At 38.8% G+C, this 18,473-nt stretch carries 17 protein-coding genes; 2 read left to right on the forward strand and 15 right to left on the reverse strand.

Annotated elements, in window-relative coordinates:
• Position 1 precedes the first annotated feature (1 nt).
• The 12 genes from nrdR to ACWOEC_RS04850 all read right to left on the reverse strand — a co-directional run bounded on the left by nrdR (position 2) and on the right by ACWOEC_RS04850 (position 13,881).
• Complete coding sequence (gene nrdR, locus ACWOEC_RS04795) at positions 2-469, reverse strand: transcriptional regulator NrdR (RefSeq protein ID WP_297078881.1); 468 nt, start codon at positions 467-469, stop codon at positions 2-4.
• A 115-nt stretch (positions 470-584) separates the two neighbouring features.
• Complete coding sequence (coaE, locus tag ACWOEC_RS04800; RefSeq protein WP_455306398.1) at positions 585-1,199, reverse strand: dephospho-CoA kinase; 615 nt, start codon at positions 1,197-1,199, stop codon at positions 585-587.
• Positions 1,196-2,035, reverse strand: a complete 840-nt coding sequence (mutM, locus tag ACWOEC_RS04805; protein ID WP_455306400.1) for a DNA-formamidopyrimidine glycosylase — start codon at positions 2,033-2,035, stop codon at positions 1,196-1,198. The genes coaE and mutM overlap by 4 nt, the downstream gene beginning before the upstream one ends.
• 9 nt (positions 2,036-2,044) lie before the next feature.
• Positions 2,045-4,687: a DNA polymerase I gene (gene polA / locus ACWOEC_RS04810; protein ID WP_455306402.1), complete on the reverse strand. Its 2,643-nt coding sequence runs from the start codon at positions 4,685-4,687 to the stop codon at positions 2,045-2,047.
• Positions 4,688-4,788: 101 nt separating this feature from the next.
• Positions 4,789-5,469 carry a Bax inhibitor-1/YccA family protein gene (locus tag ACWOEC_RS04815; RefSeq protein WP_297078873.1) on the reverse strand — a complete coding sequence of 227 codons (681 nt, stop codon included), beginning with the start codon at positions 5,467-5,469 and terminating at the stop codon, positions 4,789-4,791.
• A complete protein-coding gene (locus ACWOEC_RS04820; protein ID WP_297078872.1) occupies positions 5,462-5,929 on the reverse strand; it encodes a MaoC family dehydratase in 468 nt (155 codons plus the stop codon). The genes ACWOEC_RS04815 and ACWOEC_RS04820 overlap by 8 nt, the downstream gene beginning before the upstream one ends.
• A 123-nt stretch (positions 5,930-6,052) precedes the next feature.
• Positions 6,053-7,387, reverse strand: a complete 1,335-nt coding sequence (gene murC / locus ACWOEC_RS04825; protein ID WP_455306405.1) for a UDP-N-acetylmuramate--L-alanine ligase — start codon at positions 7,385-7,387, stop codon at positions 6,053-6,055.
• Positions 7,388-7,502: 115 nt separating this feature from the next.
• A complete protein-coding gene (locus ACWOEC_RS04830) occupies positions 7,503-9,668 on the reverse strand; it encodes a Tex family protein (RefSeq protein WP_455306407.1) in 2,166 nt (721 codons plus the stop codon).
• 15 nt (positions 9,669-9,683) lie between these two features.
• Complete coding sequence (locus ACWOEC_RS04835) at positions 9,684-10,418, reverse strand: metallophosphoesterase family protein (RefSeq protein ID WP_455306409.1); 735 nt, start codon at positions 10,416-10,418, stop codon at positions 9,684-9,686.
• An 82-nt stretch (positions 10,419-10,500) separates the two neighbouring features.
• Positions 10,501-11,346, reverse strand: a complete 846-nt coding sequence (locus tag ACWOEC_RS04840; RefSeq protein ID WP_455306411.1) for a glucosaminidase domain-containing protein — start codon at positions 11,344-11,346, stop codon at positions 10,501-10,503.
• A gap of 177 nt (positions 11,347-11,523) precedes the next feature.
• Positions 11,524-13,518, reverse strand: coding sequence for a transketolase (tkt, locus tag ACWOEC_RS04845; protein ID WP_455306440.1), 1,995 nt, complete (start codon positions 13,516-13,518; stop codon positions 11,524-11,526).
• Between the two features lie 120 nt (positions 13,519-13,638).
• On the reverse strand, positions 13,639-13,881 hold the full coding sequence (locus ACWOEC_RS04850; protein ID WP_297077673.1) for a DUF896 family protein: 243 nt from the start codon (positions 13,879-13,881) through the stop codon (positions 13,639-13,641).
• Between the two features lie 146 nt (positions 13,882-14,027).
• Here ACWOEC_RS04850 and lexA point away from each other — a divergent pair, with 146 nt between their 5' ends.
• Both lexA and ACWOEC_RS04860 read left to right on the forward strand, forming a co-directional pair.
• Positions 14,028-14,651: a transcriptional repressor LexA gene (gene lexA, locus ACWOEC_RS04855; protein ID WP_297077675.1), complete on the forward strand. Its 624-nt coding sequence runs from the start codon at positions 14,028-14,030 to the stop codon at positions 14,649-14,651.
• Between the two features lie 177 nt (positions 14,652-14,828).
• Positions 14,829-15,038 carry a hypothetical protein gene (locus tag ACWOEC_RS04860; RefSeq protein WP_297077677.1) on the forward strand — a complete coding sequence of 70 codons (210 nt, stop codon included), beginning with the start codon at positions 14,829-14,831 and terminating at the stop codon, positions 15,036-15,038.
• Between the two features lie 149 nt (positions 15,039-15,187).
• Here ACWOEC_RS04860 and ACWOEC_RS04865 read toward each other — a convergent pair whose 3' ends face one another.
• From ACWOEC_RS04865 to ACWOEC_RS04875, 3 genes are all read right to left on the reverse strand, one after another.
• Positions 15,188-15,700 carry an adenine phosphoribosyltransferase gene (locus tag ACWOEC_RS04865; RefSeq protein ID WP_297077679.1) on the reverse strand — a complete coding sequence of 171 codons (513 nt, stop codon included), beginning with the start codon at positions 15,698-15,700 and terminating at the stop codon, positions 15,188-15,190.
• Between the two features lie 9 nt (positions 15,701-15,709).
• The gene (gene recJ, locus ACWOEC_RS04870) at positions 15,710-17,998 is read right to left on the reverse strand and encodes a single-stranded-DNA-specific exonuclease RecJ (RefSeq protein WP_455306414.1); all 2,289 of its coding nucleotides are present in this window, start codon (positions 17,996-17,998) and stop codon (positions 15,710-15,712) included.
• Between the two features lie 84 nt (positions 17,999-18,082).
• Positions 18,083-18,469 (reverse strand): LapA family protein, encoded by a 387-nt coding sequence (locus tag ACWOEC_RS04875; protein ID WP_455306416.1) that lies wholly within the window; start codon positions 18,467-18,469, stop codon positions 18,083-18,085.
• Positions 18,470-18,473: the final 4 nt, after the last annotated feature.

The following is an 18,473-nucleotide window of genomic DNA, read 5'->3' on the forward strand; positions in this document are numbered from 1 at the left end:
CTTACGACTGATGATTGGCTTTATCGACAATATCTTGTAGTTCTTTTAAAAACACCGACATGTCTTTAAACTGACGATATACACTTGCAAAACGAATATAAGAAATTTCATCAAGTTTCACTAAATCTTCCATTACAAATTCACCGATTTGCGTGGTTGATACTTCTTTTTCTCCAAGCTCGCGAACACGAGACTCGACGTGACTCACGATCGCCTCCATTTGTTCCATCGCAACAGGACGCTTTTCAGCAGAACGAATCAACCCTCGTAAAATTTTTTCTCGATTGAATTCTTCTCGGTCACCATTTTTTTTGATGACAAGTAACGGTGTTTCTTCAATTCGCTCGAATGTCGTAAAACGAAATCCGCAATGTTCACATTCGCGACGTCGACGGATCGCCCGACCGTCATCTGCTTGTCGGCTATCGACAACTTTAGAATTTTGATGGTGGCATTTTGGACAATGCATACCGTTCACCTCACTTTAATTTGCTTACGAATCTTAAATAGTGGCTTTATTATAACATGAAACCATTTCGCTCTCCCACTATTCAAAATAAAAAACTCTAGATTTACTAGAGTTTTCATAGCATTTTATCATCAAATTGTTGCAAGTTTGCTAAAATCTGATCCAATTGTCGATGTGTATCATAAATAGAGCCTTCGTTATCAACAAGAATATCAGCTTTTTCAATCTTTTTACTCAGTGGCCATTGACTTTCAATCCGTGCTAATGCTTCAGCTTGGCTATAGCCATTGCGTTTCATCAACCGTGTTAACTGAGTATCAAGAGACACACTTACGACTAAGACTTTGGTCATATACTGTTCATAATGGTGTTCATAAAGTAACGGAATATCCACCAATACTAAAGGAACACGTTGTTTTTTGTACTGATCAATGGCGGATAAGATCGCCTTGCGAATAATTGGACCTAAAATCTGATTCATTTGTTCACGCTTAGTCTGGTCTGCAAACACCAAAGAACCAAGATGAGCACGGTCTAGCTGTCCCTCTTTTGTTAAGATGGTTGGACCAAAAGCAGATACGAGCTTCGTTAAGCCTACTTGTCCTTTTTCGACTACTTTTCGCGCGATCACATCGCCATCAATTACCGGTATCCCTTGTTGGTTTAAATACGTGACGACCGTTGTCTTACCACAAGCAATCCCTCCAGTGATTCCTAGTACGATCGTCATACGCGTACGCCCTTTTTTATCTGACAATGCGGACAAAGGTGTGTGCCGCGTTGTGCTACTTTTGTTTTGATGATCGCTGTGCCACAACGCACACAAGGTGTTCCTTGTTGGCCATATACATAAAGCGATGTTTGAAACGAACCTGCTTCACCAAGAGCATTTTGATACGTTCTAATAGTCGTTCCACCCGCTTCAACAGCTTCTTGTAACACAGCGATAATCGCTTCATTTAAAGCGGTGCTTTCTGTTGTATTTAATAAAGATCCTGGTGTTTCTGGATGAATCTTTGCTCGCCACAACGCTTCATCCACATAAATATTTCCTAGTCCTGTAACAATCGTTTGATCAAGTAGTGCAGGTTTGATCGCTTTATTCACTCGTTTCAAACGAATCTGAAACGCATCTAAAGAAAAATCAGGTAAAATCGGTTCTGGACCTAATTTCTTAATGCCTTTATACATCCCTGCTGTTCCTTTTTTAATCAACGCCATTCGTCCAAATTTACGCACATCTTGATAATGGAGCTGACTTTTATCAGTGAAGGTAAACGTCACATGTGTGTGCTTGCTTTTAGGTGTGATGTTAGGAAAGTAATCATATTTTCCTTCCATTCGTAAATGAGAGACCATTTCAACTGTATCCAATACAAAGATGAGGTATTTTCCTCGGCGATGAACGGTTTGGATCGTTTGGCCGACTAAATCGCTTTGAAACTGTTGAACTTCAGGCTGCTCGATGATCTTAGGCCAATAGACATTCACGGCTTCGATCGTTTTATTTGTAACGAGTTGAACCAGTCCTTTGCGAACCGTTTCGACTTCTGGTAATTCAGGCATAATATCTCCTCACTTTGCATCATACCATGTCGTTCCCCAACTACTGTCACTGACTAATGGGACAGCTAGAGAAACAGCATGATTCATTACGTCTTTGACCAATACATCAAGACGTTCAACTTCTTCTTTTGGTACTTCAAATACAAGTTCATCATGCACTTGTAGTAACATCGTTGCTTGTAATTGTTCTTCTTTTAAGCGTTTTGAAAGATCGATCATGGCGATTTTTAGAATATCTGCTGCGCTTCCTTGAATCGGTGTATTGATCGCCGTACGTTCCGCGAATGAACGAATATTATAATTTTTTGAATTTAGATCCGGTAAATATCGGCGGCGATGGTACAACGTTTCGACAAATCCTTGTTGCTTGGCTTGTTTTACGATCTCTTCCATATAGGTTTTCACGCCTGGATAACGTTCAAAGTACGTATCGATATATTGCTGTGCAGCTTTTCTTGTGATCCCTAAATTTTGAGACAGACCGTAATCTGAGATACCATAGACGATTCCAAAATTCACCGCTTTTGCATCCCGACGCATATTACTTGTCACTTCTGCCTCGCTCACGCCAAATACGCGCATCGCCGTACTCGTATGGATATCTTGTTTATCAATAAACGCTTGTTGCAAATGCTCATCATGTGACATATCAGCTAATACTCTTAACTCGATTTGTGAATAATCTGAGGAATAAATGACCCAATCCGCTTTTCTAGGAACAAACGCTTGACGGATTTTCCGTCCTTCTTCTAAACGAATCGGAATGTTTTGTAGATTCGGATCGACTGAACTTAAGCGACCAGTTTGTGTCAGTGTTTGAATATAGCGCGTATGCACTTTTCCATCAGCTTGAATCATACGCAGCAATCCTTCGACATACGTCGACTGAATCTTCGCAATTTGACGGTACACTAGGATATCTTCAACGATTGGCGCTTGTTCGCGTAACTGTTCTAAGACATCTACAGCTGTGGAATAGCCCGTTTTCGTTTTTTTGATTACAGGTAACCCCATTTTTTCAAACAAAATGACACCTAATTGTTTTGGCGAATTTAAGTTAAATCGTTCACCTGCTTGTTCAAAGATATGTTCTTCAATCGCATGCAATCGTTCCGCAAATTCGGTACGCATCGCCACTAAACGAGAAGCATCCACGTGAATTCCGGTCATTTCCATCTCCGCCAGTATAAAAGCTAATGGTAATTCGATCGTTTTAAATAGCTCCAATTGATTTTTTTCATGAAGTTCTGTCAGTAAACTTTCTTTTAAATAATTAATCGTCTGCACTTTACGCGCCAAGTGAATATAGAATGCTTCTTCATCTGCAGGTAGCCCTTTTTTCGCACCTTTTCCATAGACACGCTCATCCGTTTCCACTTGATGATAACCATAATGTGCCGCAATCGTCGCTATATCATTTGATGAATCGTTTGTATCAAGTAGATAGGCGGCAAGTAAAAGGTCAAATTCGATTCCTTTTACAGTTTGCCCATAGCGATTGAGTGCTACTGTCGTCTTTTTCGCATCAAATACATATTTTCTACAAGACTCATCTTGTAACCAGTTGGTAAAATGTGGATTTTCTAGATTCTCGATTTGATCGGTGACATAGGTTTTATTGCCATTGCTCCATGAAAGTCCGACAATATCACTAGTATGATAATTCTCTTCTAGCATTTCAATATATAAAGATCCTTCATCTCCAAACATCTCACTTGTGACTTCTGTGACATACTGAAACTGGATCTCCTCCATTTTTTTGATATCATCTGGTACGGCTAATTTTTCTAAAAAGGATTGAAAGTTCATCTCTTGATAAAATGCGATCAATGCATCGAAATTTTTCCCCGTATAAATCAAGTCTTCGATCTTAAGCGCAACGGGTGCTTGGGTTTCAATCGTAGCCAATCGTTTCGACAAGAGTGCTTGTTCTTTATCTGCAATCAAATTTTCTTTCATCTTACTTTTCTTCAATTCATCGATATGGTCATAGATTCCTTCAACACTACCAAACTGATTCAAGAGTTTGATGGCCGTTTTTTCGCCTACTTTTGTGACACCAGGGATGTTATCAGACGCATCTCCAGCTAATCCTTTCATATCGATGATTTGATTTGGCGTCAATCCATTGTATTTTTCAGCGATAAACGCAGGCGTGTATTGTTCGATCTCACTAACACCTTTAACTGTGATATCGACTGTGATATGCTCACTAGCCAGTTGTGTTAAATCACGATCCCCAGTTAAAATCACAACATCAAATTGTTGTGGATCGACTGTTTTGGCTAATGTACCGATGATATCGTCGGCTTCGTAGTTTGGTAACTCATAATGTTTGACTCCTAAAGCAGTTATCAATTCACGCAAATACGGCATTTGCTCTTTAAATTCACTCGGGGTTTTTGCTCTTCCCCCTTTATAGTCATCATACCATTCATTACGAAACGTTGTTTTCCCTGCATCGAATGCGACTAAAACGTGTGTAGGTTGTTCTTTATCCATTACATTCATAAACATATTATGAAAAGCATAGAGCGCATTGGTGTGTAGTCCACTACTGTTTTTAAAACGTTCTAGTGATTGATGTAAAGCAAAAAATGCGCGAAATGCTACGCTATTGCCATCCACTAGTAATAATTTATTTTTCGTCATGTGCTCTCTCCTTCAAGTCTTCTATCTGCATTATTTTAGCAAAAAAACGGCACAATTGCGATGAATTCGATACAAAAAAAAGAAGCGCGTACGCTTCTTTTTTAATCTCTTGAGAAAATTTGCAATAAAGATAAAAATAAATTGATAAAATCCAAGTAAAGTTGTAATGCCATAAAGGCCGCTAATCCTGTTAGATTTTGTCCATTTGCTGCATAGTACAATTTACGGATTTGTTGATTGTCATACGCTGTTAATCCCATAAAGATCACTACCGTCACATAAGATAAGAAATATGTGATCGCACTACTTCCAACAAATAGATTGATAAGTGTCGCAATAATGACACCGATCAATAAACCGATCCCGATTTGGCCAACCTTACTCAAATCCCGTTTTGTCATGATCCCATATGCTGACATCGCAAAAAAAGTAGCTGCCGCTGTAACAAAGGCGATGGTTACATTAGAAGTGGTAAACATCATCAACGTGACAGATAAAGTAATTCCATTTAAAAGGGAATACACGATAAATCCTGCTAACGTCAAGGAAGGATTTTTAGCAGCTTTAGCACTCATTACCACTACTAAAACTAATTCGATCAACCAGATCCCTGTAATACCTAGAGGGAAATTACGAACGAATTGAAGCATTTGTTCTTGAAAAACATTAATCGACAGATAAGCTGCAATTGCACTGATACTTAGACCCATTGCAAAAAATCCATAGACTTTTCCATAAAATCGATTTAGACCAGTTGTTGTTTCTGTATACGTATTATTCATGTAAATCCTCGCTTTCTTGTAGTTGAATCGGTGGTTGAACGATCACGACAGCATCCAATACTCGATCTTTTTCAGTATTAATCGCTTCGACAGAAATCGTCACCACATCTTTCATTTTATCTACTTTGATGACTTCAAAATCAAAAGTTAAGGTTTCGTAATGGTACACAGGTTCAATAAAATTGACCGAAAAGTTGACAACATGCGACCCTGCTCCAGGTAAATGTTTTGACACAGCACTCGTAATAATCCCCATTAACATGATCGAGGGCACGATTGGACGTTCATATGCTGTTTTTTGCGCATAGTCATGTTGGATGTATAAAGGATTGGCATCATTGGTTAATCCTAAATACAACAATAATTGATTGTCTTCAATGGATTCCGTTAAAGATAACGAATCACCTTCTTCTATCTCATCAATTGTCTTTCCAATTTTTCTCGGTTTACCTATATTCAAAATATACTCCTCCAACTTCTATTTTTCTTAATTTTATCAAAACCCACAAAAAGTGCAAGCTCGATTGCTTATAAACAAGAAAAAACAAAGATTTTGTCTGATCGAGACAAAATCTTTGTTTGGTTACAAGACGTTTCGTGTTGTTTTACTTAATAGTTCTTCATAGGCATGTTCAAATTTTTGAACATCGCCTGCTCCCATAAAAATAACCACAGCATGTTCATAATTTAATAATGGGGATACATTGTCTTCGGTGATTACTTGACCACCTTTACTAATTTTATTCCCTAGATCTTCAATTTTCACTTCACCTTTGGTCTCGCGAGCTGATCCAAAGATATCACATAGATAGACATGATCAGCAAGATCTAAAGCTTCAGCAAATTCATCCATCAAAGCAATCGTACGTGTAAACGTGTGTGGTTGGAAGACGGCAATAATCTCTTTATCTGGATATTTTTGGCGAGCACCGTCGATCGTTGCAATAATTTCTGCTGGATGATGTGCATAGTCGTCGACAATCGTCATGTCTGCTACTTTCTTTTCGGTAAAGCGACGTTTCACACCAGCAAAACTTAACAGCTCAGCAGCAACCTTTTCCATATCTAACCCTTCAAGATAAGCTGTTCCGATTACACCTAATGCATTATTGATATTATGTTCACCAAATGCTGGTACAACGAAGTGCCCGATGTTTTCGCCTTTAAAGTACACATCAAAAGCTGACCCTGTTGTCGTTCGTTTGATGTCTTTTGCTTGAAAATCATCATTATCATTTAACCCGTAGAAGTAAATAGGCACATCAGCATCTAATTTACGTAAGTATGCATCGTCACCATAAGCTAAAATCGCTTTTTTGACTTGCTGAGCCATAGTTTGGAATGCTGAAAATACATCATCGATACTGGTATAGTAATCAGGATGGTCAAAGTCGATATTCGTCATGATCGCATAGTCAGGTGAGTATGCTAAAAAGTGACGACGGTATTCACATGCTTCAAACGCAAAAAATTCTGCATCCGGTTGTCCATGACCTGAACCGTCCCCAATAAGATAGCTCGTTGGCTTGATGCCAGTAAAAATATGGGCCAACATTCCTGTTGTACTAGTTTTTCCATGAGCTCCAGTGACTGCAATACTCGTAAAGTTTTGGATAAACTGACCAATGAAATCATGATAACGAATGATTTCAACACCTAATTCATGTGCACGAACCAATTCTTCGTGTGTATCTGGGAATGCATTTCCTGCAATCACTGTCATTTGTTCACTGATATTGTCTTTATTAAACACCATTAATGGAATATTTGCTTTTTCTAGATCACGTTGTGTAAAAAAATAAGTGGCTACGTCAGAACCTTGTACATTATAGCCTTTTTCATGTAGGACTAAAGCTAAAGAGCTCATTCCAGAACCCTTGATGCCTACAAAATGATACAATTTCTCTTGCTCTTTCATGGTTCAATTCCTCTTTTCTACCTATCATTCAGTTGATTCCGTAACTTTTCGAACCGTTGCCTATTATCTTACAAACTACCTAAAATAGCAATTGATTTTTCCTTTTCTTAGGAGTTTATCGCTTTTTTTGATCGATCATTGTTAAGCTAACGCGTTGTCGATCCAAATCGAGTTCATCAACCCAAACCGTCACAATATCGCCCACAGATACTAATTCACTGGCATTTTTTACAAAATTTGTACTCATTTTCGAAACATGGACCAATCCATCTTGTTTTAATCCAATGTCTACGAAGGTACCAAAGTCAACCACATTGCGAATCGTTCCAATCAACTGCATTCCAACAGTGACATCTTTGATCGATAATACGTCTTGACGCAAAATGGGTTTTGGCATTTCTTCACGAATATCTGTTCTTGGATGTAATAATTGCGTATATACATCATGGATGAATACAGCCGAGATTGTTGGATCTTCTTTTTTGTAGGTTGCATACACATCTTGTTCAGACACGGTAGTATGAATTTTTCCAACTGCTAAGTCCGTTTTTTTCAATTGTAATACTCCCAATAGTTTCTCCGCTAAGCCATAACTTTCGGGATGGATCGCTGTTTGATCAAGAGGTTCACTTCCATCAAAAATACGTAAAAATCCAATCGCTTGTTCAAAGGCTTTTGGGCCTAATCTTGGTACTTTTTTTAATTGCATCCGTGTTTGAAATGGACCATTTTCCAAACGATACGCTACGATATTTTCAGCTGTTGTTTTTGTTAGACCTGCAATATGGACTAATAATTCAGCACTTGCAGTATTGACATCGACTCCGACTTGATTGACAACTGTTTCAACAATAAATGCTAATTCTGATTTCAATTTTGTTTGAGAAACATCATGTTGATATTGACCAACACCAACAGATTGCGGATCGATTTTCACTAATTCTGCCAACGGATCTTGCAACCGTCTTGCGATACTGATCGCACTTCGTTTTTCAACGGTTAAATCAGGAAATTCTTTTCGCGCGACATCACTGGCAGAATAAATCGAAGCACCAGCTTCACTCACGATGGTGAAGTAAACTGGACGGGTTAGCTTTTGAAGTTGATTGGCCACAAATTGTTCGGACTCACGACTTGCTGTTCCATTGCCAATTGCAATCATCGTCACGTGATAACGCTCGATCAAATCAAGGAATCGTGCTTCACTTTCTTGTCGTTTGTTCACACTAGCAGGCGGGTGAGGGTATATGATATCAATATGTTTCACAGCTCCGGTGGCATCGATGATCGCAAGTTTGCAGCCTGTGCGATATGCTGGATCTAGGCCAAGAATAGTTTGATTTTTTAATGGAGATTGCAATAATAAGTTGCGTAAATTATTTCCAAATACTTGGATTGCTTGAAGTTCTGCTTTTTCTGTTAGTTCATGACGAATCTCACGTTCGATTGATGGGAAAATCATACTTTTATATGTTTGATCTATACTTTTATAAAGGACTTCTTGCGCAATCGTTGTCGTTGGACAGCAATTGCGATATAAAAATGCTTTGATTTTAGCTTCGTCGACCTTAATGGTTACTTTTAAGATCCCTACTTTTTCACCACGATTGATTGCTAGTATTCGATGTGGTACGATATCGGTTATTTTCTCGGAAAAATCATAGTACATTTGATACACTTTTTCAGGATCTTCTGCTTGTTTTTTTAATGTTGTGTGTATATTTCCAAACTGTTTAAGATAATCTTTGATCCATTTTTTTAGATGAATTTTTTCGTTAATCGATTCCGCGATAATAGATTGAGCACCTTCTAGGGCATCAGTAGCTGTTGGTACCGTTTTTGTACAAAATGTTTGGGCTTTTTGTTGAAGATCTCCTGTTTTGGGAAAACTTTGAATCCAATCAGCCAATGGTTGCAACCCATTTTCTTTTGCGATCGTAGCTTTTGTCCGTCGTTTTTGTTTATAAGGCTGGTATAACTCTTCTAGTACATTTAATTGTGTTGCTTCTTCGATTGCTTTAGTTAGTGCTGGTGTTGCTTTCTCAAGTTCTGTTAATTGGTGAAGGATCTCTAGCTTGCGTTTTGCTAATGCATTGACGTAAATCGCGGTATCTGAAATCTCTTTTAATGCTACTTCATCTAATGCATTGGTTTGTTCCTTACGATAACGCGCAATAAAAGGAATCGTATTGCCTTCGTCTAATAAACGCAAGACAGTCTCGATTTGTTCTTTGCGATACTGTGGTAATTGATGGTGGATTGTCGTACTTAGCGTTGCCATAATGTCCCTACTTTCTCAGCGCTCACCTGTCCAGATGTCTGTATAATTTTTATATGAAATATCTTGTATTAATTTTGTAGCATCAAAGATCACCCCATGCAATGCTCCGCCATAAGTCGCGCCGCTATCGATGCCGATTTTTTGATCTGATTGCCACAACTCAAGCGATTGATTGTCATCAGCTAAAACTTGTGTGATAGTATGACCAAAAATGATCGTTTTCCCCGTTTGATTTGGAGAATGATGAAAGGCTTCACGAATCCACAAATAATCATGACGCGATGTTTCTTGCCAATGTGTTAGCGCCAAATTCACACCTGCATGAACACATAAGTATTTGTGCCATTCGTAATAATAAGGCAAGTTTTTTAAAAAACGAATCAACTCTTTTTCTTTAGAGCGAATCATTAGCGCCATTTCGGTCGGTGAATATTCTAAAGTGGCACCTTTGTGTAACAATCCTTCGATCGTTGCTTGACCTCCATTTACTAAATAACGGTCAAAGATGGTTTCAGGATCGTTTAAAAAACGTAATAAATAATCTTCATGATTGCCTTTCAAATAGATTGCTTGCGTACTTTCTACTAGTTCTTTTGCTAAACGCATACAAGCAACACTTTCTGGTCCACGATCGATTAAATCTCCAATAAAGACTAATTGATGATATTTTGGATCATAATCTTTTAACAATTTTTCCAACAAACGTAACTGCCCATGCACATCTCCAATAACAAATAAATATGGTTTCATGTAAAGTCCCTCCTATTCAACTTATTGCCTTACGAAAAAAGAGATATCCAAAAATGGCTATCTCTTTTTTCGATTTATTTAATTATAACGTTAATTGTTGGCCAACAACGATTAAATTTCCAGAAATATTATTTTTAGCAATCAAATCAACTAATGAAACATTATATTTTTGCGCGATAGACCACAAGCTATCCCCTTCTACTACTGTGTACGTCCCTAAGCTTGCTGAATTGGTTGTTTGGGTAGTTTCTGCTTGATTAGTTTCGGTTTGAGTTGTCGGTGTACTTGCTATATACGTACTTCCTGTATCAAACTGTGTGAGTTGATAGTTTTGGATCAGCCAATTCAATTTTTGACCGTACGTAGGATCAGTTGCATAACGCCCAGTCAGTGCAGCAGTAGCTTCATAATAGCTTGGTGCGTTACTTTTAAATGCACCAGCATAACGTGGTTGCCCAGACATAGCACCTTGAGAAATCAACACGTTCGCATGATCTACTAAAGATTCATAATAAGAATTGTATTGTCTAAATGGCTCACTCATGGTTACCCATTGTCCATTTAAATATTCTTGTGTAGATAGCCAAACTGATGGACCACCGTGATACTCTTTTACCCCAAATAGATTATAATACGGTGCACTTGAAAGCGTAGAACTTCCATTTCCACTTTCTAGCAATGCTTGCGCGATCATGACTGAAGCATATAGATCATATTGATCTGCAATTTGCGAAGCAGATGGGCCAATTTGATTGATTAATTGTTGTGCTTGGCTATAACCGACTTCATCCGCGTTGACTTGTTGCGATACATTAATCAATGTAGGGGCCACGATCATAGCAGCTCCTGCTAATGGAATTGCCACGTGTAATGGACGAAGTGGTGTCGACTGTTTTTCATGTCGTTGACTTCTTGTTTTCTGCGTCATAAATTCCTCCTAAAATTTCCCAGTAACCTTACCATATTATACGATTATCTTCACATAAAAATCAAATTGTTCATAGAAGGAACACGCCTTGACCGATAAAAGATTTAAAAAAAACTCTGTTTGGCCGCGTCAGACCAACAGAGTTTTTTTTAAATACACTAAATTAAAATTTGATGACTATAATGTTTCAAATGTTTCAACAACGTTTGAAACGGTAAAACCAAATTCTTCAAGGATTTTTGTTCCTGGAGCTGAAGCACCAAAATGATCGATCGCGATCACTTTTCCATGACATTTTGTATAACGGTCCCAACCAAATGGTGATCCTGCTTCGATTGCCACACGTTTTTTCACTTGTTTTGGCAAGACACTTTGTTTGTATTCTACTGATTGTTGTTCAAAAAGATCCATACTTGGCATCGACACTACAGAAACATCAATTCCTTTTTCTTTTAGCGCTTGTTGTGCTTCATAGGCTAAATACACTTCAGAACCTGTCGCGATCAAGATTCCTTCTGGTGTTTCACCTGTTTGAGGAGATACGACATATGCCCCTTTTTTCACGTTTTCATCTGCATCTGTGTTGGTATTCGGTAACACAGGTAAGTTTTGACGACTTAAGACTAAAACAGTTGGTGTTGTTTTAGATTCCATTGCAATCTTCCATGCGGCACGCGTTTCGTTTCCGTCTGCTGGACGAATGACATGTAAGTTTGGCATTGAACGTAAGCTAGATAATTGTTCAACTGGTTCATGTGTAGGACCATCTTCTCCTACTGCTACTGAATCATGCGTTAATACATACGTTAAAGGTACGCCTTGGATTGCGGATAAGCGTACTGCTGGGCGTAAGTAATCGACGAATACAAAGAATGTTCCACCGTATACTTTTGTTCCACCATGTAATTGGATCCCGTTCATTGCTGCCGCCATCGCAAATTCACGTACACCATACCAAATGTTACGGCCCGCATAGTTTCCTGGCTCAAAATCAGATTCTGCCGCAACCATTGTATTGTTTGAACTTGATAGATCGGCTGATCCACCCCAGAAACTTGGGACAGCTTTTGAGATCGCTTGGATCATTTCTTTACTTGACACACGACTTGCTTGGCTTGTTCCTTCTTCATAAACGGGCATCTCTTGATCCCAATTTTCAGGTAACTCACCCGCAAAGGCCGCTTTAAATTGTGCCGCTAATTCTGGATGTGCTGTTTCATAGTCAGCAAATAAGACATTCCATGCCGCTTCGGCTTTCGCACCACGATCATTGATCGCTTCTTTAAAGCGTGCTTTCGCTTCTTCAGGTACAGTAAACTCTGGATAATCCCAGCCGTATGCTTTTTTCGCTGCTTGAACGCCTTCAAGACCTAAAGGTGCACCGTGAACGCCTGATGTTCCTTGTTTTGGCGCACCAAAGCCGATGATAGTTTTGATTTCGATCAACGTTGGTCTGTCCGTTTCAGCTTTGGCTTCTTCGATCGCACGACTGATTGCTTCTAAATCATTGCCTTCTTTAACTAAGATATGTTGCCAACCGTACGCTTCAAAGCGTTGACCTACATTTTCAGTAAACGATTTATTCGTCGGTCCATCTAATGAAATATCATTTGAATCGTACAATACGATCAATTTATCTAGTTTCAAATGACCGGCCATAGAAGCCGCTTCTTGAGAGACGCCTTCCATCAAATCACCATCTCCACATAATGCATACGTATAGTGATCGATTACGTTGTAGTTTGGTTTGTTGTACGTTGCAGCTAAATGCGCTTCTGCCATCGCCATACCGACTGCCATTGCGATACCTTGACCTAAAGGTCCAGTCGTCGCTTCGACACCATCTGTATGGTTGACTTCAGGATGTCCTGGTGTTTTGCTTTCCCATTGGCGGAAATTTTGTAAATCTTCAGTCGTCACGTTGTAACCTGCAGTGTGGAGTAAGCTATATAACAAAGCCGAGCCATGTCCAGCTGATAACACAAAACGGTCACGGTCGACCCAATTGCGAGAAGTCGCTGGATTGATTTTCAAATGTTTTGTCCACAAAGCGTACGCCATTGGCGCAGCTCCCATTGGTAACCCTGGATGTCCTGAATTGGCTTTTTGTACTGCATCGATACTTAATGTACGTAAAGTATCGACACCTAGTTGATCAATTTTATCAAACAACATGTAACGCCTCCGTTTTTTTAGTTTTTTTTACTATTAATCTCCTCTCTATTATAAAAGAAAAAAACAAGGAACGCAATCATTGTTAAACAAAGATTACATTCCTTATCTTAAAATCAATTAATTGCGATCATGAAGCCCTTTTTGACGTTGGATTTCTTTTAATTTTTCAGGTGTTACATCGTTGCCTTCTGGATCCACCACTTTCATTCCCTCGATGTGATGGCGCATCCCCCCACGAAAGGCTTCTAAATATTCTTCTCGTAGTAATTTTTGTTCGGCTAATTCGCCTTCACTTAAACCACTTTCTTTTTTCTTACGTGCCAATTCGTTGATTCGTGCCATTTTTTTATCTGATAACATCTTGATGACCTCCTAAGCTATTTTCTTCATAGTAATAGATTCGCTTTAAAAATACAACTATCAGATCGGTAATATACGAACGTTTGTTTGAATTCAAGTAAAACATATGCTAAAATTATAGTAGAATTCGAAAGAAGGTGTAAACGTTGGCTAGACGTACAGAAAGTCGTCAATTAGAAGTATTAAAATTTATACATACAAAAGTAAGTGAAAAAGGCTATCCGCCAACCGTCCGCGAAATTGGAGCAGCTGTTCAACTGTCTTCTACTTCCACTGTCCACGGACACTTAGCACGTTTAGAAAAAAAAGGGTATATTCAACGCGACCCTACTAAACCTCGTGCTATTGAATTAACGGCTAAAGGATTGGAAGCATTAGATATTGCGCCTTCTCAAATCCCGTTACTTGGTGTTGTGACTGCTGGAGAACCCATTTTAGCAGTAGAAGAAGCTTCTGACTTCTTCCCCATCCCACCAGACTTTTCACACGAACAAGGTCAATTGTTCATGCTCACGATTCGTGGCGAAAGTATGATCAATGCTGGAATACTTGATGGCGATCAAGTAATCGTCAGAAAACAAGATATTGCACAAAACGGGGATATCGTGATCGCGATGACGGATGAAAACGAAGCAACATGTAAAACTTTTTATAAAGAAGAAAAACAGATTCGCTTGCAACCAGAAAATGATTTTCTTGCGCCTATTTTATTAGACAGTGTCCGTATTTTAGGAAGAGTGGTCGGGTTATACCGTCATTTTGAAAACTAAGATAGGTGAAACACCTCATAAAAGAGGTGTTTTTTTCTTTGTTTTTTAGTAGAAAATATCGTTTTTGCAATAATAGTTTTTTTACTTTTCTATCGTATTTCGCTTTACAATTCGAACAAATGTTTGTATACTAATAAAGCAAACGTTTGTTCGTATAATTAATAGGAGTGAAGAAAAATGGAAGCCATTCGTCGTTATGGATTTATTTTAATTGTGTTGTTAGTCGGTATGTTACTTGGTCACGCAGGTTCGTTGATTTCGTTTTTAATTTTCTGTCCGTTAGGTATTATGTGGTTAGTTGCGTGGGATGATAAGCGTTACCGTTTAAACTATCATAAGAAAAATACTCATTTTCCACCCTATACTAAATTGAATCGTAATAAATAAAGATCCTAGCTGTAACTTAAAAAATAAGCCGAATCATTGCCCAAGATAGTTTCCACTATTACAGGCAATGATTCGGCTTATTTTTTTCTAACGATATTTATTCGATGTTCAAAAGGGCATGACAGACTTCTGTCACACCCTTTATTTGTTTAATATTCCATTAAAGTGATCATATCATAGCCTTCGATTTTGTCGCGACCATGTAGATCTTTTAATTCGATTAAAAAGGCACATCCAACGACGATTCCACCTAATTGTTCAATCAATTCGATTGTTGCTTTGATCGTCCCACCAGTTGCAAGTAGATCATCACAAATCAACACACGTTGACCTGGTTTGATTGCATCTGCATGGAGTGTTAACGTATCACTACCGTATTCTAGATCATAAGAAACAGAAATTGTTTTACGTGGTAATTTCCCTGGTTTACGAACAGGTGCAAACCCTACACCAAGTTCATATGCTACAGGACAGCCTACGATAAAGCCACGTGCTTCAGGTCCTACGACCATATCGATTTGTTTTTCTGCTGCATATTTTACGATTTCATGCGTGGCCGCACGATACGCATCACCATCAGCCATTAAAGGCGAGATATCACGAAAGACAATTCCTTCTGAGGGATAGTTTTCGATACTTGCAATATAATTTTTTAAATCCATTTTTTCCTCCTATGAAAAAAACCATTGTTTTAAATTTTCTAAGTTTGTTAATTGTAAAAAGGATTGACTGTCCATTTTCAATTGGCGCTCTTGATACAAGACGCTTTCATTGAGTGCACGATGTGGCGCATCCGAAACATAACTTAAAACACCATCGTCTATTGTAACAAATTTCAGCTCAAAAAACACTTGAATCATAAAAATTAATAGTTTCGGTGGTAAATTTAAGTATTTCGCAATGTCTTGCAATCGATAACGTACGTCGATCGCTTGGCCTTGTTTGATCAATGCAAACAAACGCGCGTACTGCTCTCTTGTTCCCACTCCATCTAAATAAGCATCATCTTCAGTTTCAAACACCAAATAGTAGTGTTGTGCTAAGTTTTCTTGATAGATAAGATGCAACCACTCTAAAGATAGTGGACAATCGATAAACACCATATTGTTTACTACCGGTGTTGTTTCCACCCACTCTTTGACCATTTGTTCACTGGTCAATTCTACAACATGAGATAATGTCTTTTTAAACGCAGATGTACTCGTCGTAAACGAAAGATAAGTTGCCTCTTCCATTTTTGGCAACAAACGCTTTTTCGTACGATAATCATAAAATTGCACGCCTGTTGTTGCATAGTCTTCTACTTGGAGTTGAACTTTTTTACGACCATTCCATTCATTGATCGTCAGTTTCCCAACAAAAGATAGATTATCTGCTTGGAGTGAATCTAGTGCATCTCCCATTTGAAACGCAATCATATCTAATTCGTGTCCCTCTTGGAGCATAACGCCCTTCAGATGATTTTTTTTTGCTCCGATTGCAGCCAAATGCTCTAATTTCACCTGTTCAAATTTAAACAATGGCAATGCATTGTCCATTCCAAATGGTGCCAAACGATCGATTGCGTCAACTAAAGTAAGATCTACTTGTGATAGAGTCAATGATGCAGCAATCGTTAGCGGAACTCCTTTGATATCTTGCATTTGCTCAGCAAGGTAGGTATCCATTTGTTGAACAAGTGTGTCGATATACGCTTCATCTAATGTGATCCCAATCGCTGAATGGTGTCCACCAAATGAAATGTAGTTTTCTTTCCATTGCGATAATAAGCGAAATAGATCGATTTGTGGAATGCTACGACCTGAGCCCTTAACTGCTCCGGACGCTAAGCGAGTAAGTACAATAGTTGGTTTGGCAGTTTCTTGCATAATTCGACCGGCTACGATTCCCAATACACCCTCATGCCACTGATCACCAATTAAGACATTGACTTGACGTGTGTGATCTAGCTGTTGCATCGCTTCGATCATGACTTCTTCCACGAGTCCTTTTCGCTTCGTATTCCAATCATCCAATTCTTGAGATAAGCGCGTCGCTTCTTCTAAATCAAACGTCGACAATAACGTCACTGCCTCATTTGCATCTGCTAAACGGCCCAAGGCATTTAAACGCGGCGCAAGTGAGAACCCAATCGTTTCGCCTGAAATCGCTGCAGCGTCCACTTGACTGACTTTCAATAATTCTAGTAAACCAAGTCGTTGCGTGTGTTTCAATGCATTGATTCCTTGAGAGACGAGTACTCGATTCTCACCAGTCAACGACACCATATCTGCTACTGTTCCAATCGCTACCAAATCGAGCGCTTCATAGACCACCTCTTCTAATAATGCACAGACTAATTTAAACGCTACTCCTACTCCAGCTAATTCTTTAAATGGATACGCTCCTTGTGGATGTTTAGGATGGATGATCGCATACGCTTCTGGTAATTGTTCTGGTAACTCATGATGATCGGTTACGATAACATCTACATCTTGGCTTTTAGCATAAGCAATCGCCTCATGTCCAGATACTCCATTATCCACAGTGATAATCAATTGAATCCCAGATTTGATTTGTTCTTCGTAGACGCGACGATTAGGCCCATAACCATCCGTAAAACGATTAGGCAAGTAAGTCGACACGTTCGCTCCAAGTAGTTCTAAGGCTTCTTTTAATACTGTAGTACTCGTAATTCCATCAGCATCATAATCTCCGTAAATCAAGATCGCTTCTTCTTCGACTAACGCTTGTTGAATCCGATCCACAACGCGTTCCATATCATGAAGTAAAAACGGATCATGTAAGCTCGTAATTGCTGGATATAAAAATTCTTGTAAGGCTTGTTTGGTTTGGATTCCTCGTGTATACAAAATCGGTGCTAACACTTCTGGTAACTGTTCTGCTTGTAACGCTTGTGTCAATTCTACTGGTATTTGAACTGTTTTTGGTTCGATCCATTCGTATTTTTTTTTCGGCACACAATCACTCCCAACTTGCATATTATAGCAAAAAAGCAAAAAAAAGAGAAGAATGACACCAAGGTGCCTCTTCTGCTTTTTGATTTATTCTACCGTATCTTGTATAGCCGATTCTTCTATAGCGACTTGATTTTGATCAAATGCTTGTTGCATCTCAACTGCTTTATTGGCATATTCACGCTCTAGTTCAGCACGTTTTTCTGCTACACGCCGTTCGATGATGGCATCATCGGTCAATGCCTGATTTCGTAATTCTTTGATCGTTTTCTTTTGTTTTAAATAGCCACTAGTTGCTACTAAGGCAATCACAACAGCTCCAATAAAAGCCGATCCCATAATCACTAAGATCAGCGGTGCATTTAATTTTGTAAATCCAAAGCTAATCGCAACATCTTGATTGTTCAAGACGGCAAACAATACAATAATAAATGCTAACACTAGCCCCAATACGATTCGCCACTGATTTTTCATATCC

Source organism: Enterococcus bulliens (assembly GCF_053761865.1).